The organism is Winogradskyella sp. MIT101101, assembly GCF_047126865.1.
Lineage (GTDB): Bacteria > Bacteroidota > Bacteroidia > Flavobacteriales > Flavobacteriaceae > Winogradskyella > Winogradskyella ouciana.
Genome location: NZ_CP138982.1, coordinates 437,575 through 454,565 on the forward strand (window position 1 = coordinate 437,575; position 16,991 = coordinate 454,565).

At 34.9% G+C, this 16,991-nt stretch carries 11 protein-coding genes; 9 read left to right on the forward strand and 2 right to left on the reverse strand.

The genetic code is table 11. The annotated features are described in order from the left end of the window. The first annotated feature begins 12 nt into the window (after positions 1 to 12). The 4 genes from SIB89_RS02015 to SIB89_RS02030 all read left to right on the forward strand — a co-directional run bounded on the left by SIB89_RS02015 (position 13) and on the right by SIB89_RS02030 (position 4,245). Complete coding sequence (locus SIB89_RS02015) at positions 13 to 1,212, forward strand: alanine dehydrogenase (protein ID WP_155087440.1); 1,200 nt, start codon at positions 13 to 15, stop codon at positions 1,210 to 1,212. Between the two features lie 12 nt (positions 1,213 to 1,224). Beyond that, the gene (locus SIB89_RS02020; RefSeq protein ID WP_155087439.1) at positions 1,225 to 1,602 is read left to right on the forward strand and encodes a hypothetical protein; all 378 of its coding nucleotides are present in this window, start codon (positions 1,225 to 1,227) and stop codon (positions 1,600 to 1,602) included. A gap of 85 nt (positions 1,603 to 1,687) precedes the next feature. Then, positions 1,688 to 2,710 (forward strand): NAD-dependent epimerase, encoded by a 1,023-nt coding sequence (locus SIB89_RS02025; protein ID WP_412560952.1) that lies wholly within the window; start codon positions 1,688 to 1,690, stop codon positions 2,708 to 2,710. Between the two features lie 155 nt (positions 2,711 to 2,865). Continuing rightward, positions 2,866 to 4,245 carry a nucleotide sugar dehydrogenase gene (locus SIB89_RS02030; RefSeq protein ID WP_412560953.1) on the forward strand — a complete coding sequence of 460 codons (1,380 nt, stop codon included), beginning with the start codon at positions 2,866 to 2,868 and terminating at the stop codon, positions 4,243 to 4,245. A 95-nt stretch (positions 4,246 to 4,340) separates the two neighbouring features. Here the strand turns inward: SIB89_RS02030 and SIB89_RS02035 are convergent, their stop codons facing one another. Further along, the gene (locus SIB89_RS02035; RefSeq protein ID WP_412560954.1) at positions 4,341 to 8,666 is read right to left on the reverse strand and encodes an Ig-like domain-containing protein; all 4,326 of its coding nucleotides are present in this window, start codon (positions 8,664 to 8,666) and stop codon (positions 4,341 to 4,343) included. A 369-nt stretch (positions 8,667 to 9,035) separates the two neighbouring features. Between SIB89_RS02035 and asnB the strand changes: the two genes are divergently transcribed. Continuing rightward, complete coding sequence (asnB, locus tag SIB89_RS02040; RefSeq protein WP_412560955.1) at positions 9,036 to 10,841, forward strand: asparagine synthase (glutamine-hydrolyzing); 1,806 nt, start codon at positions 9,036 to 9,038, stop codon at positions 10,839 to 10,841. Positions 10,842 to 10,859: 18 nt separating this feature from the next. On the opposite strand, the gene SIB89_RS02045 is transcribed toward asnB, so the two are convergent. Then, positions 10,860 to 12,191 (reverse strand): right-handed parallel beta-helix repeat-containing protein, encoded by a 1,332-nt coding sequence (locus SIB89_RS02045; protein ID WP_412560956.1) that lies wholly within the window; start codon positions 12,189 to 12,191, stop codon positions 10,860 to 10,862. 410 nt (positions 12,192 to 12,601) lie between these two features. Between SIB89_RS02045 and SIB89_RS02050 the strand changes: the two genes are divergently transcribed. Genes SIB89_RS02050 through SIB89_RS02065 form a run of 4 tightly spaced genes read left to right on the forward strand, consistent with a single transcriptional unit; the run spans position 12,602 to position 16,982 of the window. Then, positions 12,602 to 14,149, forward strand: a complete 1,548-nt coding sequence (locus SIB89_RS02050; RefSeq protein WP_412560957.1) for a lipopolysaccharide biosynthesis protein — start codon at positions 12,602 to 12,604, stop codon at positions 14,147 to 14,149. 6 nt (positions 14,150 to 14,155) lie between these two features. Beyond that, positions 14,156 to 15,250 carry a glycosyltransferase family 4 protein gene (locus SIB89_RS02055; RefSeq protein ID WP_412560958.1) on the forward strand — a complete coding sequence of 365 codons (1,095 nt, stop codon included), beginning with the start codon at positions 14,156 to 14,158 and terminating at the stop codon, positions 15,248 to 15,250. A gap of 35 nt (positions 15,251 to 15,285) precedes the next feature. After that, complete coding sequence (locus SIB89_RS02060) at positions 15,286 to 16,404, forward strand: O-antigen ligase family protein (RefSeq protein ID WP_412560959.1); 1,119 nt, start codon at positions 15,286 to 15,288, stop codon at positions 16,402 to 16,404. Next, positions 16,401 to 16,982 carry a serine O-acetyltransferase gene (locus SIB89_RS02065; RefSeq protein ID WP_155087430.1) on the forward strand — a complete coding sequence of 194 codons (582 nt, stop codon included), beginning with the start codon at positions 16,401 to 16,403 and terminating at the stop codon, positions 16,980 to 16,982. The genes SIB89_RS02060 and SIB89_RS02065 overlap by 4 nt, the downstream gene beginning before the upstream one ends. Positions 16,983 to 16,991 lie beyond the last annotated feature (9 nt).

Consider the following 16,991-nt stretch of genomic DNA (forward strand, 5'->3'; position numbering starts at 1 on the left):
TTAACTGACTTAATGAGTAAATCTCTATCGCCATTTACCAAAGCCCAACTATTACCGCAAGAAGAAACTCTAGAGATTCTTAAACAAAAAGGTGAACTCTTTATTGGTATCCCAAAGGAAACCCATTTTCAAGAAAAACGTGTATGCCTAACACCAGATGCTGTGTCGGCATTGACCGCCAATGGACACAGAGTGCTATTTGAGTCTGGCGCAGGTAAAGGAGCCAATTTTAAGGACAAAGATTATAGCGAAGCAGGTGCTGAAGTCACCAAAGATAAAGCAAAAGTGTACTCCTGCCCTATTATTCTTAAGGTTGAACCGCCATCACTTGATGAGATATCACTTATCAATCCACAAACGATATTAATTTCTGCTCTCCAGATAAAAACACAAGACAAAACTTATTTTGAAGCATTGGCAAAAAAGCGCATTACCGCATTGGCTTTTGAGTATATAAAGGATGAAGATGGCGCCTATCCTGCTGTACGCTCTCTAAGTGAAATTGCAGGTACAGCCTCTATTTTAATAGCTTCAGAGTTGCTTTCTAATGTAAATGGTGGCAATGGACTGATGATGGGCAACATCAATGGTGTGCCTCCTACAGAAGTATTAATTTTAGGAGCAGGAACAGTCGGTGAATTTGCAGCGCGCTCTGCCATTGGCCTTGGTGCCAATGTAAAAGTGTTTGATAGTTCCATCACAAAACTCAGATGTATACAGAATAACTTAGGAAGAACGGTTTATACCTCAACCATGCAGCCTAAAAATTTAGTGAAAGCTTTAAAACGCTGCGATGTAGCTATTGGTGCTGTAAGAGGAAACAATAGAGCTCCGATTGTGGTTTCCGAAGATATGGTGAACCATATGAAGCGTGGCTCGGTAATTATAGACGTTAGTATAGATATGGGAGGTTGTTTTGAAACCAGTGAAGTTACTACTCACGATCATCCAACTTTTGATTATAACGGAGTAACACATTATTGTGTTCCCAATATTCCGGCTAGATACTCTAGAACCGCTTCTGTTTCCATCAGTAATATTTTTACACCTTACCTATTGGAAATTGGCGAACATGGTGGTATAGAAAATGCATTGCGTTTTGATAGAGGATTAAAAAATGGGTTGTATTTTTACCACGGCATTTTAACTAACAAATCCGTTGCAGAATGGTTTGGTTTAGATTATAATGATGCCAACCTATTGATCTTTTAATTACCTCTGAATATGAAATTTATACATCGCTTAGGGTATTACCTTGGCGGCTTTGCTATAGGCCTTATTATATTAATGTTTTTTCTAAACGGAAAAGATGCCTCTTGTGATTATGGGCCAAATGCGAGAACAGTTAAGAATATAAGCTCTAAGCCTATGTCTTATTCCAATGAAGCCTCAAGTTTTATAGATGAAAATTCTTTAGACTCCATTACTGTAGTTAATTTAATTAAATACGGCAGTGTGGATTTTTCAAAAAGTAAGACAAAATTAGACTCTTGTAAGGTTTACCATATCGATAATAGTTATAAAGAGCAAGATTTAGAACTGACTGTGCAAAACTGTGATTCCCTCGCCAAAATTCTAAAAATCAATTACCTTAACGATTAATCTGTGATTTTATGGGTGAAAATTTAGAGGCTTCGCGTAAAATCCACATCTTTGATGTCAAAATTATATTAGCAAATTCTAAAATATGAAAGTATTAGTAACTGGAGCTGCCGGTTTTATTGGTTTTTTCACTTCCAAAGTACTGTTAGAGAAAGGTCATGAGGTTGTTGGATTGGATAACATCAACGATTATTATGATGTTAATTTAAAGTTTTCCAGATTAAAGGAATTAGGTATAGATAGAGATGATGCTGAAGAATTTAATAACATTTGTAAAAGTAGTACCAATTCTAATTTCACTTTTGTTAGAATGAATTTAGAAGATCGAGAAGCGCTACCAAATTTATTTAATAATGAAAAGTTTGATATCGTTTGTAACCTGGCCGCACAAGCTGGAGTAAGATATAGTCTAGAAAATCCTGAAACTTATATTGATTCTAACCTTGTTGGTTTTTTAAATATACTCGAATGTTGCAGGCATAATGATATTAAGCACTTAGTATATGCCAGTAGCTCTAGTGTTTATGGCCTTAATAAGAAAATACCGTTTTCTACAGATGATAATGTAGACCATCCTATTAGCTTATATGCAGCTACAAAAAAGAGCAATGAATTAATGGGACATACGTATAGCCACTTGTTTAACATTCCAACAACTGGTTTACGATTCTTTACGGTTTATGGACCTTGGGGAAGACCCGATATGGCTATGTTCTTATTTACAGATGCTATTGTAAATGACAGACCAATAAAGGTATTTAACCATGGTAAAATGGAACGTGATTTTACCTATATAGATGATATTGTAGAAGGAGTAGTTAGAATCATTGAAAAGCCAGTAAGAGAAAGAGTTAATAATAATGAACTTTACAAGGTTTACAACATAGGTAATAATAACTCCGTAAAGCTTTTGGATTTTATTAAGGAAATTGAAGTCAATTTAGATAAGACTGCCGAAAAAAATATGTTACCTATACAACCTGGAGATGTTGAACGCACCTGGGCAGATGTAGATCAGTTGATTGAGGACTATGATTACAGACCAAACACCTCAATAAAAGTAGGAGTAAAATCTTTTGTTGATTGGTACAATGGCTATTACAGTTAAGGTACATTATAACGATAGTTTCTGTTCGTTATAAATAAGAAGAGGTGTTTATCGTTAAAAAAGGTCGTTGGTATATTAATTTAGAAGAATTAAAATTCTTCCTACAAATTTGTCATCCTAAAAGGATTTAACCCAAGTCAAATAAACTTAAAACTATGAAGATAAATAAGATATGTTGCATTGGTGCCGGATATGTTGGTGGTCCAACAATGGCAGTAATTGCAAAGAAAAATCCTAATATACAGGTAACTATTGTTGATATTAATGAAGAACGTATTGCCGCTTGGAATGATGAAGATGTATCAAAGTTACCTATCTACGAACCTGGACTTGTAGAAATCGTTGCCGAAACCAGAGGCAAGAATTTATTTTTTTCAACTGAAATCGATAAAGCCATTAAAGAGTCTGAAATGATTTTTATTTCAGTCAACACCCCAACAAAAACTTATGGTAAAGGAAAAGGCATGGCAGCCGATTTAAAATATGTGGAGCTTTGTGCAAGAAACATTGCTGAAGTTGCCACTACAGATAAGATTGTGGTTGAAAAGTCTACGTTACCTGTAAGAACTGCACAAGCGATAAAAAGTATCTTACACAATACTGGTAGCGACGTTAAGTTTGAAATTCTTTCTAACCCAGAATTCTTAGCAGAAGGTACTGCAATACAAGATTTATTACACCCAGATCGAGTGTTGATTGGTGGAGAATCAGAATCAGCTATAGAAAGTTTGGCCAACATATATGCAAGTTGGGTACCACAAGAGAAAATCTTAAGAACCAATGTTTGGTCTTCAGAATTATCAAAACTTACAGCCAATGCATTTTTAGCTCAGCGAATTTCTTCCATTAATGCAATCTCAGAATTATGCGAACATACTGAAGCTAACGTTAGTGAAGTGGCAAGAGCTATAGGTATGGATTCTAGAATTGGTCCAAAGTTTTTAAATGCTTCAATTGGTTTTGGTGGGTCTTGTTTTCAAAAAGATATTCTTAATCTTGTCTATATTGCTAGAAGTTATGGTTTAAATGCTGTAGCAGATTACTGGGAGCAGGTTATTATTTTAAACGATCATCAAAAAAGACGTTTTTCAGATAATTTAATCAGTACATTATATAATACTGTTTCAGGTAAGAAAATAGCGATGCTTGGTTGGGCTTTTAAGAAAGATACCAATGACACACGTGAGTCTGCCGCTATCTACGTTGCTGACCATCTTTTGAGCGAGCAGGCTAATATTGCGGTTTATGACCCTAAAGTGCCTTCTAAAAAGGTATATTCTGATTTAAATTATTTAGAAACCCGTTCGGAAGAAGAAAACAAAAATCTTGTGGCTACTTTCAGCGATCCTTATGAAGCTGTTAAAGATGCGCATGCCATTGCTATTATGACAGAATGGGACGAGTTTAAAGCCTACGATTGGGAAAAGATTTATTCAAGCATGAAGAAACCAGCATTCATTTTTGATGGTAGAAACATCTTGGATAAGGCTGAAATGAACACCATTGGTTTTGAATATTCTTCAATAGGACAGTAAAGAAAATAGTATTAAAAATTAACGGCGCTAAAATCTCATTTCAATTATGAGTTTAGCGCCGTTTCACTATAATAAAAACTAACTTTTATTTCTTTTTATCTTATTATCAATCTTTTTGTTATTTCCCTATCTATATCATTCATCTTAATAATATACATGCCTGGTCGCAACATGGTTACGTCTATTCTCGTTGTTGTTGACATACTCAAATTGTCATTTGAAATAATTTCTGAATGAATAAGCTTACCTGTAATATCATATAAATGAACCCTACTTAAAGCTACTGAGCCAGATAGTTTAACATTTACATAGTTTTTAGCTGGATTAGGAAACACATCAAAAGAAAAATTTTGAGGATCTTCAGGGACTTCTGTTTCGCCTCCTTCTTCATCACAATCATCATCAACAAAAACCATTACAGAGTCTTCGTCAAAATCTAAAGCATTAAATACCGTAACTGTATATTCTGTTGTAGTATTTGGTGACACCTGAATTGATTGTGTCGATTCACCAGTACTCCATTCGTAATCATCACCTCCAGTTGCTGTTAAGGTTACTGTTTCTCCTAGACAAATTTCTACATCCTCTCCAGCATCAGCTTCAACCTCAGGAATAACATTGACTACAACTTGTTTTTCGTCATAACAATCACCAATATAGCCTCGTACTTCGTAAGTTGTTGTTTGTGATGGACTTACTGCAATATTTGGCTGTGTTGCACCATTGTTCCATTGATAGGTATTAGCACCTGTTGCTGATAGGGTAACAAAATCACCATTCATAATATTAACGCTATTACCATTTACAATTACAACATTTGGATTTGGATCTACAAAAACCGTTACGTCATCAGTATCTTCTTGAGAGCCTTCTGTAACTGTTACCGTGTAAGTAGTAGTTGACAATGGGCTTACAGTTATGCTTTGAGTAGTTTCTCCCGTACTCCATAAGTAACTGTCACCTGTATTAGCTGTTAAAACAACTTCATAAGTGTCATTTTCACATACACGTCTGTCTTCACCAGCTGAAGCTTCAAAAAGCCCTTCAACGGTTACAGTTACCTGTGCTTCAGCAGAACATGTTCCTGTTGTCCCTGTAACTGTATAGGTAGTGGTTTGTGACGGGCTTACGGTAATAGAACTTGAAACATCACCTGTATTCCATAAATATTCAGCCGCACCGTTTGCAACTAATTCTATAGTCTCACCTTCAATAATAGTTATATCATTAGTAACCGTAAGGTTAGGTGTTTGGTTTACCGTTACCGTTACACTGTCTGTATCAGTATAGCCATAAGCGTCTTCTACTGTTACTGTATAAGTTGTAGTAACAGTTGGGCTTACCGTTGGGTTAGCTCCTGTTCCTCCTGTACTCCATGTATAAGTAACACCACCTGTTGCATTTAATGTTACACTCTCTCCACTACAGATTACCACATCTTCACCTGCATCTGCAATCACTTCTGGTACAACTGTTACTGTAACCTCTACAGTAGTTGAACAACCATTTACACCAAGTGATGTCACTGAATATGTAGTAGTGGCAGCTGGAGTTACATTAATGAAAGGAGTTGTCTCTCCAGTACTCCAAGTATAATTATCTCCACCATTGGCTGTTAGTGTTGAAGATTCTCCTTCAACAATAACTATGTCATCACTAACAGTAATATCTGGTGCATTATTAACAAATACAGTAACATCATCCGTGCTTGTACAGTTATTGTTAGTAACCTCTACTGTATATGTAGTATCTGAAGTTGGGCTTACATCTATTGTAGCTGTAGTTTCACCTGTGCTCCATAAATATGTGGTTCCACCATTAGCTGTTAAAGTTGTTGTTTCACCTTCACAAATTGTTACATCTGCACCTGCATCTGCAACAGGAACAGGATTGACAGTAACGGTAACACTATCTTCATCAATATTCCCTTCGTTATCAAAAACTGAAACTGTATATGTTGTAGTTACTAATGGATTTACAACTATTGTAGCCGTAGTTTCACCATTGTCCCATAAAAAGTTTGGTCCGCCAGATGCTGTTAATGTTGCTGCATCTCCATCGCAAATCTCTTGGTCTGGTCCTGCATTTGCAACTGGTAGCGTACTAAAATAGAACGTTAGGGCAAAATTATCAACCGCTACGATGTTACCAGAGGCACCATCCTGACTATAATAAGTTACTGTAAAAGTATATGTGCCAGCTTCAACAACATAAGGTTCAAAATCAAAATCTACATGACCTCCAGGAAGACCAGCATATATTGGTCCACTTTCTACCCAAGTTCCGCTTGTAGGACCTGTCCAAACTACTTGTACACTTTCTACATCAGGGCTATCATCTCCTCCTTGAGGAATACTTCTAAAGTTTATTTCGTTAGATTCATTACCCAGATTAACATCAGCATCACCTACAATATTCTGAATCAATTGATCCGTTGTTGCATTATAAAGTTCATAGGTTCCGTAAAATGTGTCAATAACTGTAATTGCTGAACTATCAGTCATACCTGAATCACTAGCAGTATAGGTTATAACTGCTTCTCCTTCACTTATTGCGGTTACAAGACCAGTATCGTCTACTGTTGCCACGGACTCATCACTACTCGTCCATGTCCCTAAAGTATCAGTTGTGTCTTCAGGCAATAGCTCTTTGGTTAATTGCACCGCTTCACCTACGTCTAAAGTTGCTGTATCTGGTGTAACCGTAATGGATTCTAATGGAATAACAATATTAGTAACAGTTATTGTAGATTGGTCTGTAAATCCTCCATCATTAGCTGTAAATGTAATGATTGCCTCACCTTCGGCAACTGAAGAAACCAAACCGTTAGTATCTACCGTTGCAATTGAAGGATCACTAGACGTCCATACACCACTTTGATTAGTTGTATTTACTGGAGTGAAAGTCTTAGTTAAGCTTATGGTTTCAGGTATATTTATGGTAGCCGTTTCTGGGCTTACCTCTACCGCTACAGCAGGAATATCAGGGATTTGACCATTGGCGGTTTGATTTAAGAACTCTTCTAAATCGGTATAACCATCACCGTCCGTATCTATTACACCATCGCTATTTAAGTCTCCAAATTCCGCTATCTCCCAAGAGTCAGGCATACCGTCAATATCGTTATCTGGATAGGGTATACCATTAACTATAATAGGAAAAACATTATTAACTTTATTTTCTGTACTAATACCTAGATCAACATCATTAACTGCACGTGCATCTTCAGCGTCTCGTAATGGTAAGGAAGCGCCTACATGGTCTCTTAAATTATCCCAAATATCCATGGCATCCCAAAGAGCAACATTATCTGTAATTATTGGTGTATTATTTACTGTATAGCTTCTTAAGTTTTCAGGAATTAACACATCGTTATCTGCTTGTCCTCCACCGTTTTGGCCTATTTCCCATTGATCGTAACTGTCATTTGGTCTGTATGGTGTAATATTATCTTCAACATATATTTCCATGCCATTACCAACTGTAGATGCACGCAACCAACGTCTACTTGAAATATTGGTGTTAGCTACTGTAGGTGAAGGGTTACCATTTTCTTTGGCCCAATTCTTAATAACGTTTACATAGTAAATACCAGCATCCGTACTTGGGTCGTTATTGTTATAAGATGGTCCATTAGTGTAATCGTAGTGAAAGTTATTGACATGTTCATAGTAACAATCCCATGTAGGTGCTTCGTTAACTGGTGTGGAAACAGAAGGATTACGAGTTGCCGTACTTAGCCAAGCATTTCTAAACCAACTTATATTTGTTGGTCCTCTTGAAACTAGAAACGTTTTATTATTACCACCATAAGAGTTTGTAAAAATGGAATATTGAATTGTAATATTAGAACATTCAATTTGTGGAGGTCTTCCTGGCTGACCATCATAATTAGCAATATCTAAATTACCGTCAGAAGACCAGGCGAAAGAACAATGGTCAAAAATAATATTGTTACCACTATTGACCCAGACATTGTCAGCATTGTTACCACTTCTATAAGATGTAGACCGTCTAAATCTCATATATCTAATAATAACCTCGTCTGCATCAATCTCCAAAATAGGCCTATCAATTGTTTCTCTAGTAAGCATAATACCACCTCCCGGTGCGGTTTGACCAGCAATTGTTATGTTAGGATTGGTGATTTTAATTGTAGGTCCGGTAAGGTCTATCCTTCCACCTACTTTAAAAATTACAACTCTGGGACCAGAGGCTTCACATGCAGCTCTAAATGAACCAGGACCACTATCATTAAGGTTGGTAACCTCAATTACTTGGCCTCCCCTTCCACCTACGGTATATTTACCATAGCCTTCAGCTCCGGGAAAAGCAGGTATTTGAGCGAACAAATTTAAAGAAGTTAAGCAAAAAAAGACAATACCCAGCAGGGTCTTAGTTAGGTTGTTTGGGGTACTCATAACTATTTTTTAGTTTTCATTAAGGGCAGGCAATATATATAAATAAATTACGTAGCCAAGTTTAAATACGTTATTATTCGATATAAAGCAATGTTTTGTAAGTATTTTAATACAATCATAATCGCTTTCGTTAAAATATGACTTATATACGGTGAAATACACCTTTTAGACGTTCAAAATTCAACTTTAACAACCTGAAGAAGATTATTACAAATAAAAACGAAAATCGTACGAATTTAGACACGAAATACTGAATGAGCATAAAAGTTAATAGCACATCATACGCTTTCATAGCCATTTAAACGTTTTTTGAAAAAAACATATTGGTATTAAATGAAAATTGTTTTGTTTTACAAAAAACTAAACTACATGTGTGGTATATATTTAACCAATATTCCTTTTGAAGACAATGTCGTAAAAGAAAAGCTTGAATCAATTTCTTTTAGAGGTCCCGATTTTACTGGCATAGACAAAGTTGGTGATATTACTTTTGGTCACCTTCGTTTGGCTATATTGGATTTGGATCCAAGATCTAATCAACCGATGTTTTACGAAGATCTTGCTCTTGTATTTAATGGTGAAATATATAACTATAAGGATATAAGAAAAGAGCTTATAGATTTAGGTTATGAGTTTAAAACAGAAAGTGATACCGAAGTCCTTTTAATTGGTTTTAAACATTGGGGAAAGTCTGTTTTAGATAAGACCAATGGCATGTTTGCATTTAGTATATACAACTCTACAACCAATACTCTTTTTTCTGCCAGAGACAGAATGGGCGTTAAGCCTTTTTACTACTATTGGAATGGTAGTGAATTGGAAATATGCAGTCAGATACGTCCAATGTTAAAAGGAAAACAAATCAATGAAGAAGCCATATCCATGTTTTTGGATTGTATGTTCGTTCCAAGCCCGTATACTATAGCAAAAGACATTTACAAATTGCCTCCTGGCTGTTACATGGAGGTTAACTTTAACACCAAGGAACTGAGGGTTGAAGAGTATTGGAATTTAAAACCGGTTAAGATCAAGGATATTCCTTATGAAGATGCCAAAAAAGAATTGCACGAACTGTTGAAGGATGCCGTTAAAATTCGATTACAGTCCGATGTCCCTATTGGATCATTTCTCTCAGGTGGTATAGATTCTGCATTGGTTTCTAGTATTGCTTCAAAAGTATCACCAACACAAATCAATACGTTTTCCATAGGTTTTAAAGATCCAAAATATGACGAAAGTAAAATCGCGGAGCAGTATGCTGAAATTATAAACTCTAATCATACGACTACGATTTGTAGTCCTGATGATATTTTAGAACTCATCCCAAAACTCAAAGAAGTTTATGACGAGCCTTTCGCAGATAGTTCTGCCCTACCGTCCTTATTACTCAATAAAGTTACCAAGCAATATGTAACCGTTGCATTATCTGGTGATGGTGGTGATGAGAGTTTTATTGGCTATCCTTATTTTGATTCTTTGGTGAGAAACAAAAAAATCATTGATATTCCTTATCCAATTAGAAAGTTTTTGTCACATCCTACGTTGCTAAAGCTTTTTGGCATGAATTCACATAGAGTTAGAAATGCCCTGAGCACTAAAACCAGAAACGATTTTATCGAAAATATTTTTTCGAGAAAAGGTTTGCTTTTAAAGAAAAAGAACCAAGATTACATGAAGCATTACCAAGGCTATAAAAAATGGTCTGATATATTTCTTCAAAAGGCAGCTGACCTTAATATAAAACTGTGGCTGGAAAATGACAGTAATGTTAAGGTGGATAGAGCGAGCATGGCCTATTCGGTTGAAGTGCGTAGTCCTTTCTTGGATTATAGAGTTGTGGAATATGCCAGAACGCTTCCGATGCACTTTAGATATGAAAAAGGCCGTCAGAAAAAAATACTAAGGGATTTGCTGAAAGAATACATTCCTGAAGAAGTTTTTAACCAACCCAAAAGAGGTTTCGCCGTACCAATTGGCAATTGGATGCGTAAGGAACTTAAAGATGAATTTCTTACAGCACTTAATGACGATTTCTTAAACAAGGTACCGAACCTTAATGTTGAAAAATTCAAAACGCTTTTAGACGAACACATGAGCGGTAAGGCAAAGCATACACCTAATATTTGGAAGCTTTTTGTACTGAGTAAATGGTATGATGAGTTTGGGTTTAACTAAGATTTGATTTAATGGTGATTAACCACCACCCTTTACCGTAAACTCAACATCAAAATTACTGTTCTTATTCGGGTTATATTTAATATATTCTATCAATTTCACAAGGTTCGGGCTTTTAACCGTAATATTTCCCGTAACATTTTTAACACCATTGAGCGTTCCCAAACTCGACCCTCTAATGGTGAAGAATGAAGATTTTGTATTAAAACTTACATAAACATCTTCAAAAGAAAAACCACCTAGTGGACCTGAGGACTTATAATAATCCGGTACTTCCAAATAAATGACACTCATACCATCTTTTTGCTGACAAATATTCTTGGCACTAAGATTTTTAAATGACACTTGGTAGGCCTTGCTTGGTTTTCTAGAATAAATCAATCCCCATTTACTGCTATCCACAACAATATCTTTAAAAGTGACTTTCCCTCTCACAGGATTAAATGCATTTGAAGATACTATAATTTCAGCAGCTGGATAACGGTTTGAAACATCGTGATTCATGCTCAAATAGCAGTCGGTGAAATTTATACTTACAGGCTTGGATTGATCCGTTAAATTGTCCAATCCCAAAACGATGCCAGAATGATTATTGTTGGTAAAAGAACAATGGTCAAAGTTGACGTTGATAACAACATCGGTTTCCTTATCAGGCTCTATATCTAAACCAGCTTCTGGCAACGTACCCCTTGTTTTGGTAAATACTGAATTTTTCACCCAAACGTCCTTAGCACTGATAATACTTATACCTTGTCTTTTGTTATTGGTAGAGATAATACTGTCAATTCTAATATTTTCAGAATATAGCGTGTCTTTATAACCATCTATATATATCCCATCTCCACCAGAGCTCGAAATGGTTAAATTACTTACAGAGATATTTCTACAACCCATAAAGCTTAGACCCATCCTCCACTCACCATCAACATATTCTTGTTTATTCATGGTAAGAAGAGCTCCATTGCCAATAATAGAAACATTCTTACAGTCGACAAATTTTAATAAGCAGTCGCTTGTAGAGGTATAAGCTCCAGGCTTTGCTCTAAAGATTACATCTTTTTCAAAAATAATCGTCTTGTTTTCTAGGTTCCTTAATGTTAGTGGAGACACCAACCATTCACTATTTTGTTTATCAATTATTATGGTGTCATTAGTTCTTATTGCTTTGTAAAACGCAGGTTTATTATCGTCCGTGTTAAACCCAAAATCCGAAACTTTTACGGTTTGCCCAAAAGACATCAGTGAAGCTGAAATCAGGAACACAATCAACATTCCTTTGGATTGAAGGAATTTTTCCACAATCCGCAAAAATCGTGGTCTTACACCTAAGTTATATACTTTTAATCGCATGAATTGATTTTAGACGTAAAATAATGTTTTTCATCAAAAAAAGTGTTTCGGAAAGATTGTTTTTTTCATCTTTGCCTTTAACCAAATTTACTAGACATATCGTTATTTATGAATTATGGAATCAAAGTAACAATCTAATTATAAGTGATTTAAAATTTTAATCACAGTCTTATTTTAAGGTGCAGACTGTTCCTAAAAAAATGTTTTCAACCTATTTGTTTTTTATGAAATTCAACTTTCAAAAAAACAGAGGTATAACGACGGAAACAAAAACTAAAAGAATTCCCTTAATATTTTATACCGATATTTTCTAGAATTGAGTAACAATTAAGAAGGCACATAAGTTTTATTAGTTAAGTAAAATTTATATCCTTGTAGCTAGTAATGCTTTAATAGCGAAATGCTTGTAAATGTCTAGAGTAAGTAAATCTTTAAAAAACGCGAAAGTTGGTGTATTCTTCTTTATTGCATCGATATTCGTTCAGTTTTTCTCTAGAAAAATTTTCCTCGATAATCTTGGTGACGAATTTATTGGTTTAGAGACTACATTACGAAGTGTTTTAGGGTTTCTCAATTTGGCAGAACTTGGCATAGGTACAGCAATAGGTTTTACACTTTACAAACCAATTTTTGACAAAAACCATAAGGAAATAAACAAAATTATCGCATTACTCGGTGTTTTGTATAAAAGAATAGGCTATATCATTATTGGTGTAGGCGTAATTACTTCATTATTCTTTCCATTAATATTTAATGATACTTCATTTACATTAGTTTTAATCTATTTTGTTTTTTACACCCTCTTGTTCTCTACTCTACTGAGTTATTTTGCCAACTATCATCAGAGTTTATTGGGAGCCGATCAAAAAGGGTACATCATTCAAGGTTATGTACAAACCCTGATTATAGTTAGAGTCATCCTGCAAGCAATTGTGGCTATATATCTCAAGGATTTTTATGTGTATATCTTACTGGAGTTAATTTTCAGCATTATCTACAGTGTTTTATTGCGAAAAAAAGTAAAAAAGGAATATCCGTGGCTCATTATAAACTCTACTGAAAAAGCAGAGATTATTAAAGAGTATCCAGACATCATTAAAAAGATAAAGCAGGTATTTGTTCATAAAATGGGCTCGTTTGTAAAGAATGGTACCGACAATATCCTTATAGCTGTATTGGTGACTCTAGAGAGTGTGGCATTCTTTGGGAACTACCAACTGATTCTAACTAAATTGGGAGGCTTGGTAAAGATGGCTTTTGCTGGTACAGGCTCTGCTGTGGGCAACCTAATTGCCGAAGACAATCAACAAAATATTAAAAAGGTGTTTTGGGAACTTATGGCCATTCAGTTTTTTATAGCTGGCTTTTTTAGTATGATATTGTACTTTACCATGGAGCCATTTATATTGCTATGGTTAGGAGCAAAATATATTATGGCAAAAACCACGCTTCTGTTATTGATCGCTAACTTCTTTATATATCAAATCAGTTCTACAGTAGAGCGTTTTAAAAACGCCTATGGTCTTTATCAAGATACTTGGGCTGCAGCTTCTGAAGCAATTTTAAATCTTGGAATTTCATTCGTTTGCGGAAGTATTTGGGGAATTGATGGTGTAATCACTGGTACTCTAGTGAGCCTTATATTGATGGTGGTGATCTGGAAACCATATTTTTTATACAAAAACGGATTCCATAAAAGTGTATGGCTATACTGGAAAGGTGTTTTACCTCTAGTAATTATATTTTGTATATCAGCAATTCTAGTAAATACCATTAGTAGTTTTATGCCATACGATAGAGAGACTTCAAACTTTTTGGACTGGACATTTTATGCCGCCAAAATAACAGCCATTGTATCGGTTATTTACGGAGGAACTCTCTTTGTTTTTAACAATGGGTTTAAAGTATTTGTTTACAGAATGAGGGACTTAGTCGCTAAAAAATTAATTAGAAAATAAAAGATATTGGTTCGTAAAAAGAAAATAGGATTTGTAATCGGTAAACTTTCTTCAGGAGGTGCAGAACGTGTTATATCTACTTTGAGTAACGAACTCATTGAACGCTTCGATATTACCATTATCACATTTTCAAAAGCAACACCTTTTTACGCTTTGGATGACAGAATCAACGTTATACCTTGTCTTGAAAAAGCAGAGAAACCAAAATCGATGATAGATTCTCTAAAGTTGAATTATACTTTGGTAAAACGCATAGCCAAGATTTCAAAACAAGAGCAAATAGATATTCTAATTGGGTTTATAACATCAGCGAATATCCTAACTGTTCTCGCAGCTAAGCGTAATGGTATTCCTTCAGTAATTAGCGAACGTAACAACCCATTGGTTGAGGATGTTCCAAAGCTTTGGGAAATATTAAGGCGTTATGTATATCCAATGGCAGATACATTGGTACTTCAGACCAAAGGCATAAAAAAGCTATACGAGAAAAAAATTAAGGCGCACAAAATTACTATATTGCCTAATCCAATTTCTTCAGAATTGTCTGAGTTGAGAAGGTCTAATACTAAACAGGAAAAAATAATTTTATCAGTAGGACGCTTGGATAAAAACAAATGTCATGATGAATTGATAACAGCTTTCCATACTCTAAAACCCGAAGGCTGGAAAGTAAAAATTATTGGTGATGGTAACAAAAAAGAAATGTTGACCAAACTCATCGAAAGCTATGATTTATCCGAGAAAATTGAAATCATATCAAAAGTTAAGAACATAGACAAGTATTATAATGAAGCCTCAATTTTTGTGTTCACATCAAAGACCGAAGGTTTCCCTAATGCCCTCATGGAGGCCATGCACTTTGGTTTACCGTGTATTTCAACGGATTGCAATTTTGGACCCTCAGATTTAATAAATGATGGAGAAAATGGTTATCTAATTCCGGTTAATGATCAAGAAGCATTGACAAATAAATTATCTGATTTGATTAGTGACGAAAATTTACAGCATAAGTTTTCAGAAAATGCAAAGCAGACCACAGAACAATACAAGAGTGAAAATGTAGTCTCACAATGGGGAGCATTGATAAATTCGCATATTTAAATAAAAACTAATAAAGGAGTATATAGTTTGACGAGATGAAAATTATAAAGTACATAACCTTAGCACTTGTTTTGCTAAACCTTCCATCAATAGGGCTCTTTACCTATGGTGGTGGTGTAGGTGCAATACTTAGTTATGCTACAATTTTTATGTTGGTGGTTTACTATGCTTTAGAAAAGAAAACAACACCAAACTGGTGGATTATCATTATCGCCTTATTGTATTTTATGATTGGTGCGTTGCAATATGAAGGTGCTCCTATGGCTTTTATGATGGAGCTTATTAAGTATTTCATTTTTGTTATTGGCGGATATGAATTGGCAAAGAATACCAGTACGTTAGAATTATTTGTATTCTTTCTTATAGGTGCGTTAAGTATAGGTGTTGAAGCCATGTCCTTTACCAACGACTATGGTCGTTATGCCGGTTTTTACCTCAATGCAAACGTTGCCGGATTTATATGTATTTATGGATATTCAATAATTTATGGGCTTAAAAGCAGTACGTTAAAATTACTAGGTCAATTTGTATTTACCTTAATGGGATTGTTGACATTTTCAAGAACATTTATTGTTATTTGGGTATTGCTTAATCTTATCTCTCTTAAAGTAAGTATAAAGAATGTCAGGATATTCGGAATCGCCTTTTTAATTTTCTCAACACTTTTATTTATCGATCAGGTCGTAGGTCTTAACAATCCAAGATTTGAACAATTAAAGGGTCTTGTAAGTGATGACCAAAAAGTATCAAGTGAGGAAATAAGCGAAGATTCTAGAACAGAGACTTGGGCGCAATTTTATGACCAGATTTTTGAGGCACCAATAATTGGTAGTGGCTATGGTACATTTTCAGGTAAAATTAATTCTATGGGAGTTCATAACTCATACCTAATGATTATTGGCGAAGCAGGTATAATACCTTTTTTATTATTTTTAGTTTATATGGCTAGGCTCTTCTTTAAAAGTTTTATGCATTTTAAAAAAGCCCCTTATCTTATAATGATGACCATATCCTTAGCAGTATTTTTACTGGCAAATCATAACTTTTTCACTTTTTACTATATGACTTTTGCCGCGATGTGGATTCAATATCAGATATATAAAATAGATAATGAAGAGGAGGAATTGGAAGAGGAAAAATTAATAGAAGCATGATACGTTCTAAAAAAGACTATAACAAATATATCAGTCAAGACAAAAGAGCCCTTGGTATTAAGTCCAAAGGTTTTGGTAGTAAAATTATGACCTACCTCTCACCTAACTACATATGGCAGTTTCAAAAGACCATGCGTAAATTAGAGTATTATAACAATTGTAAGAACAGTGGTATTTATAAACTATATGTTGCGTATTTAAAGTATAAGTTTAAGAAAATATCCGTAAAACTTGGCTTCTCTATCCCTATTAATGTTTTTGGTCCAGGTTTATCTATTGTGCATTATGGAACTATAGTAATTAATAGAAACACAAAGGTAGGAAGCAATTGCAGAATACATGCTTGTGTTAATATTGGTGCTTCTGGTGGTGAGAAAGGTGCACCACAGATTGGAGATAATGTCTACATCGCACCTGGTGCTAAAATTTATGGAGATATAAAAATTGTAAACAACATTGCAATAGGTGCAAATGCAGTAGTCAACAAATCTTGTGAGCAAGAAAATGTTGCTCTCGCTGGAGTACCGGCAAAACCTATTGGTAGTGTTGATATAAAAAAAATAATAAAACACATTTAGCCCAAATCA

Bases quoted from the DNA above. Each gene is read 5' to 3' on its own strand.
- SIB89_RS02030 (WP_412560953.1), top strand. From the start codon at position 2,866: ATGAAGATAAATAAGATATGTTGCATTGGTGCCGGATATGTTGGTGGT.
- SIB89_RS02025 (WP_412560952.1), top strand. From the start codon at position 1,688: ATGAAAGTATTAGTAACTGGAGCTGCCGGTTTTATTGGTTTTTTCACT.
- SIB89_RS02065 (WP_155087430.1), top strand. From the start codon at position 16,401: ATGATACGTTCTAAAAAAGACTATAACAAATATATCAGTCAAGACAAA.
- SIB89_RS02020 (WP_155087439.1), top strand. From the start codon at position 1,225: ATGAAATTTATACATCGCTTAGGGTATTACCTTGGCGGCTTTGCTATA.
- SIB89_RS02015 (WP_155087440.1), top strand. From the start codon at position 13: ATGAGTAAATCTCTATCGCCATTTACCAAAGCCCAACTATTACCGCAA.
- SIB89_RS02045 (WP_412560956.1), bottom strand. From the start codon at position 12,191: ATGCGATTAAAAGTATATAACTTAGGTGTAAGACCACGATTTTTGCGG.
- SIB89_RS02050 (WP_412560957.1), top strand. From the start codon at position 12,602: ATGTCTAGAGTAAGTAAATCTTTAAAAAACGCGAAAGTTGGTGTATTC.
- SIB89_RS02060 (WP_412560959.1), top strand. From the start codon at position 15,286: ATGAAAATTATAAAGTACATAACCTTAGCACTTGTTTTGCTAAACCTT.
- asnB (WP_412560955.1), top strand. From the start codon at position 9,036: ATGTGTGGTATATATTTAACCAATATTCCTTTTGAAGACAATGTCGTA.
- SIB89_RS02035 (WP_412560954.1), bottom strand. From the start codon at position 8,666: ATGAGTACCCCAAACAACCTAACTAAGACCCTGCTGGGTATTGTCTTT.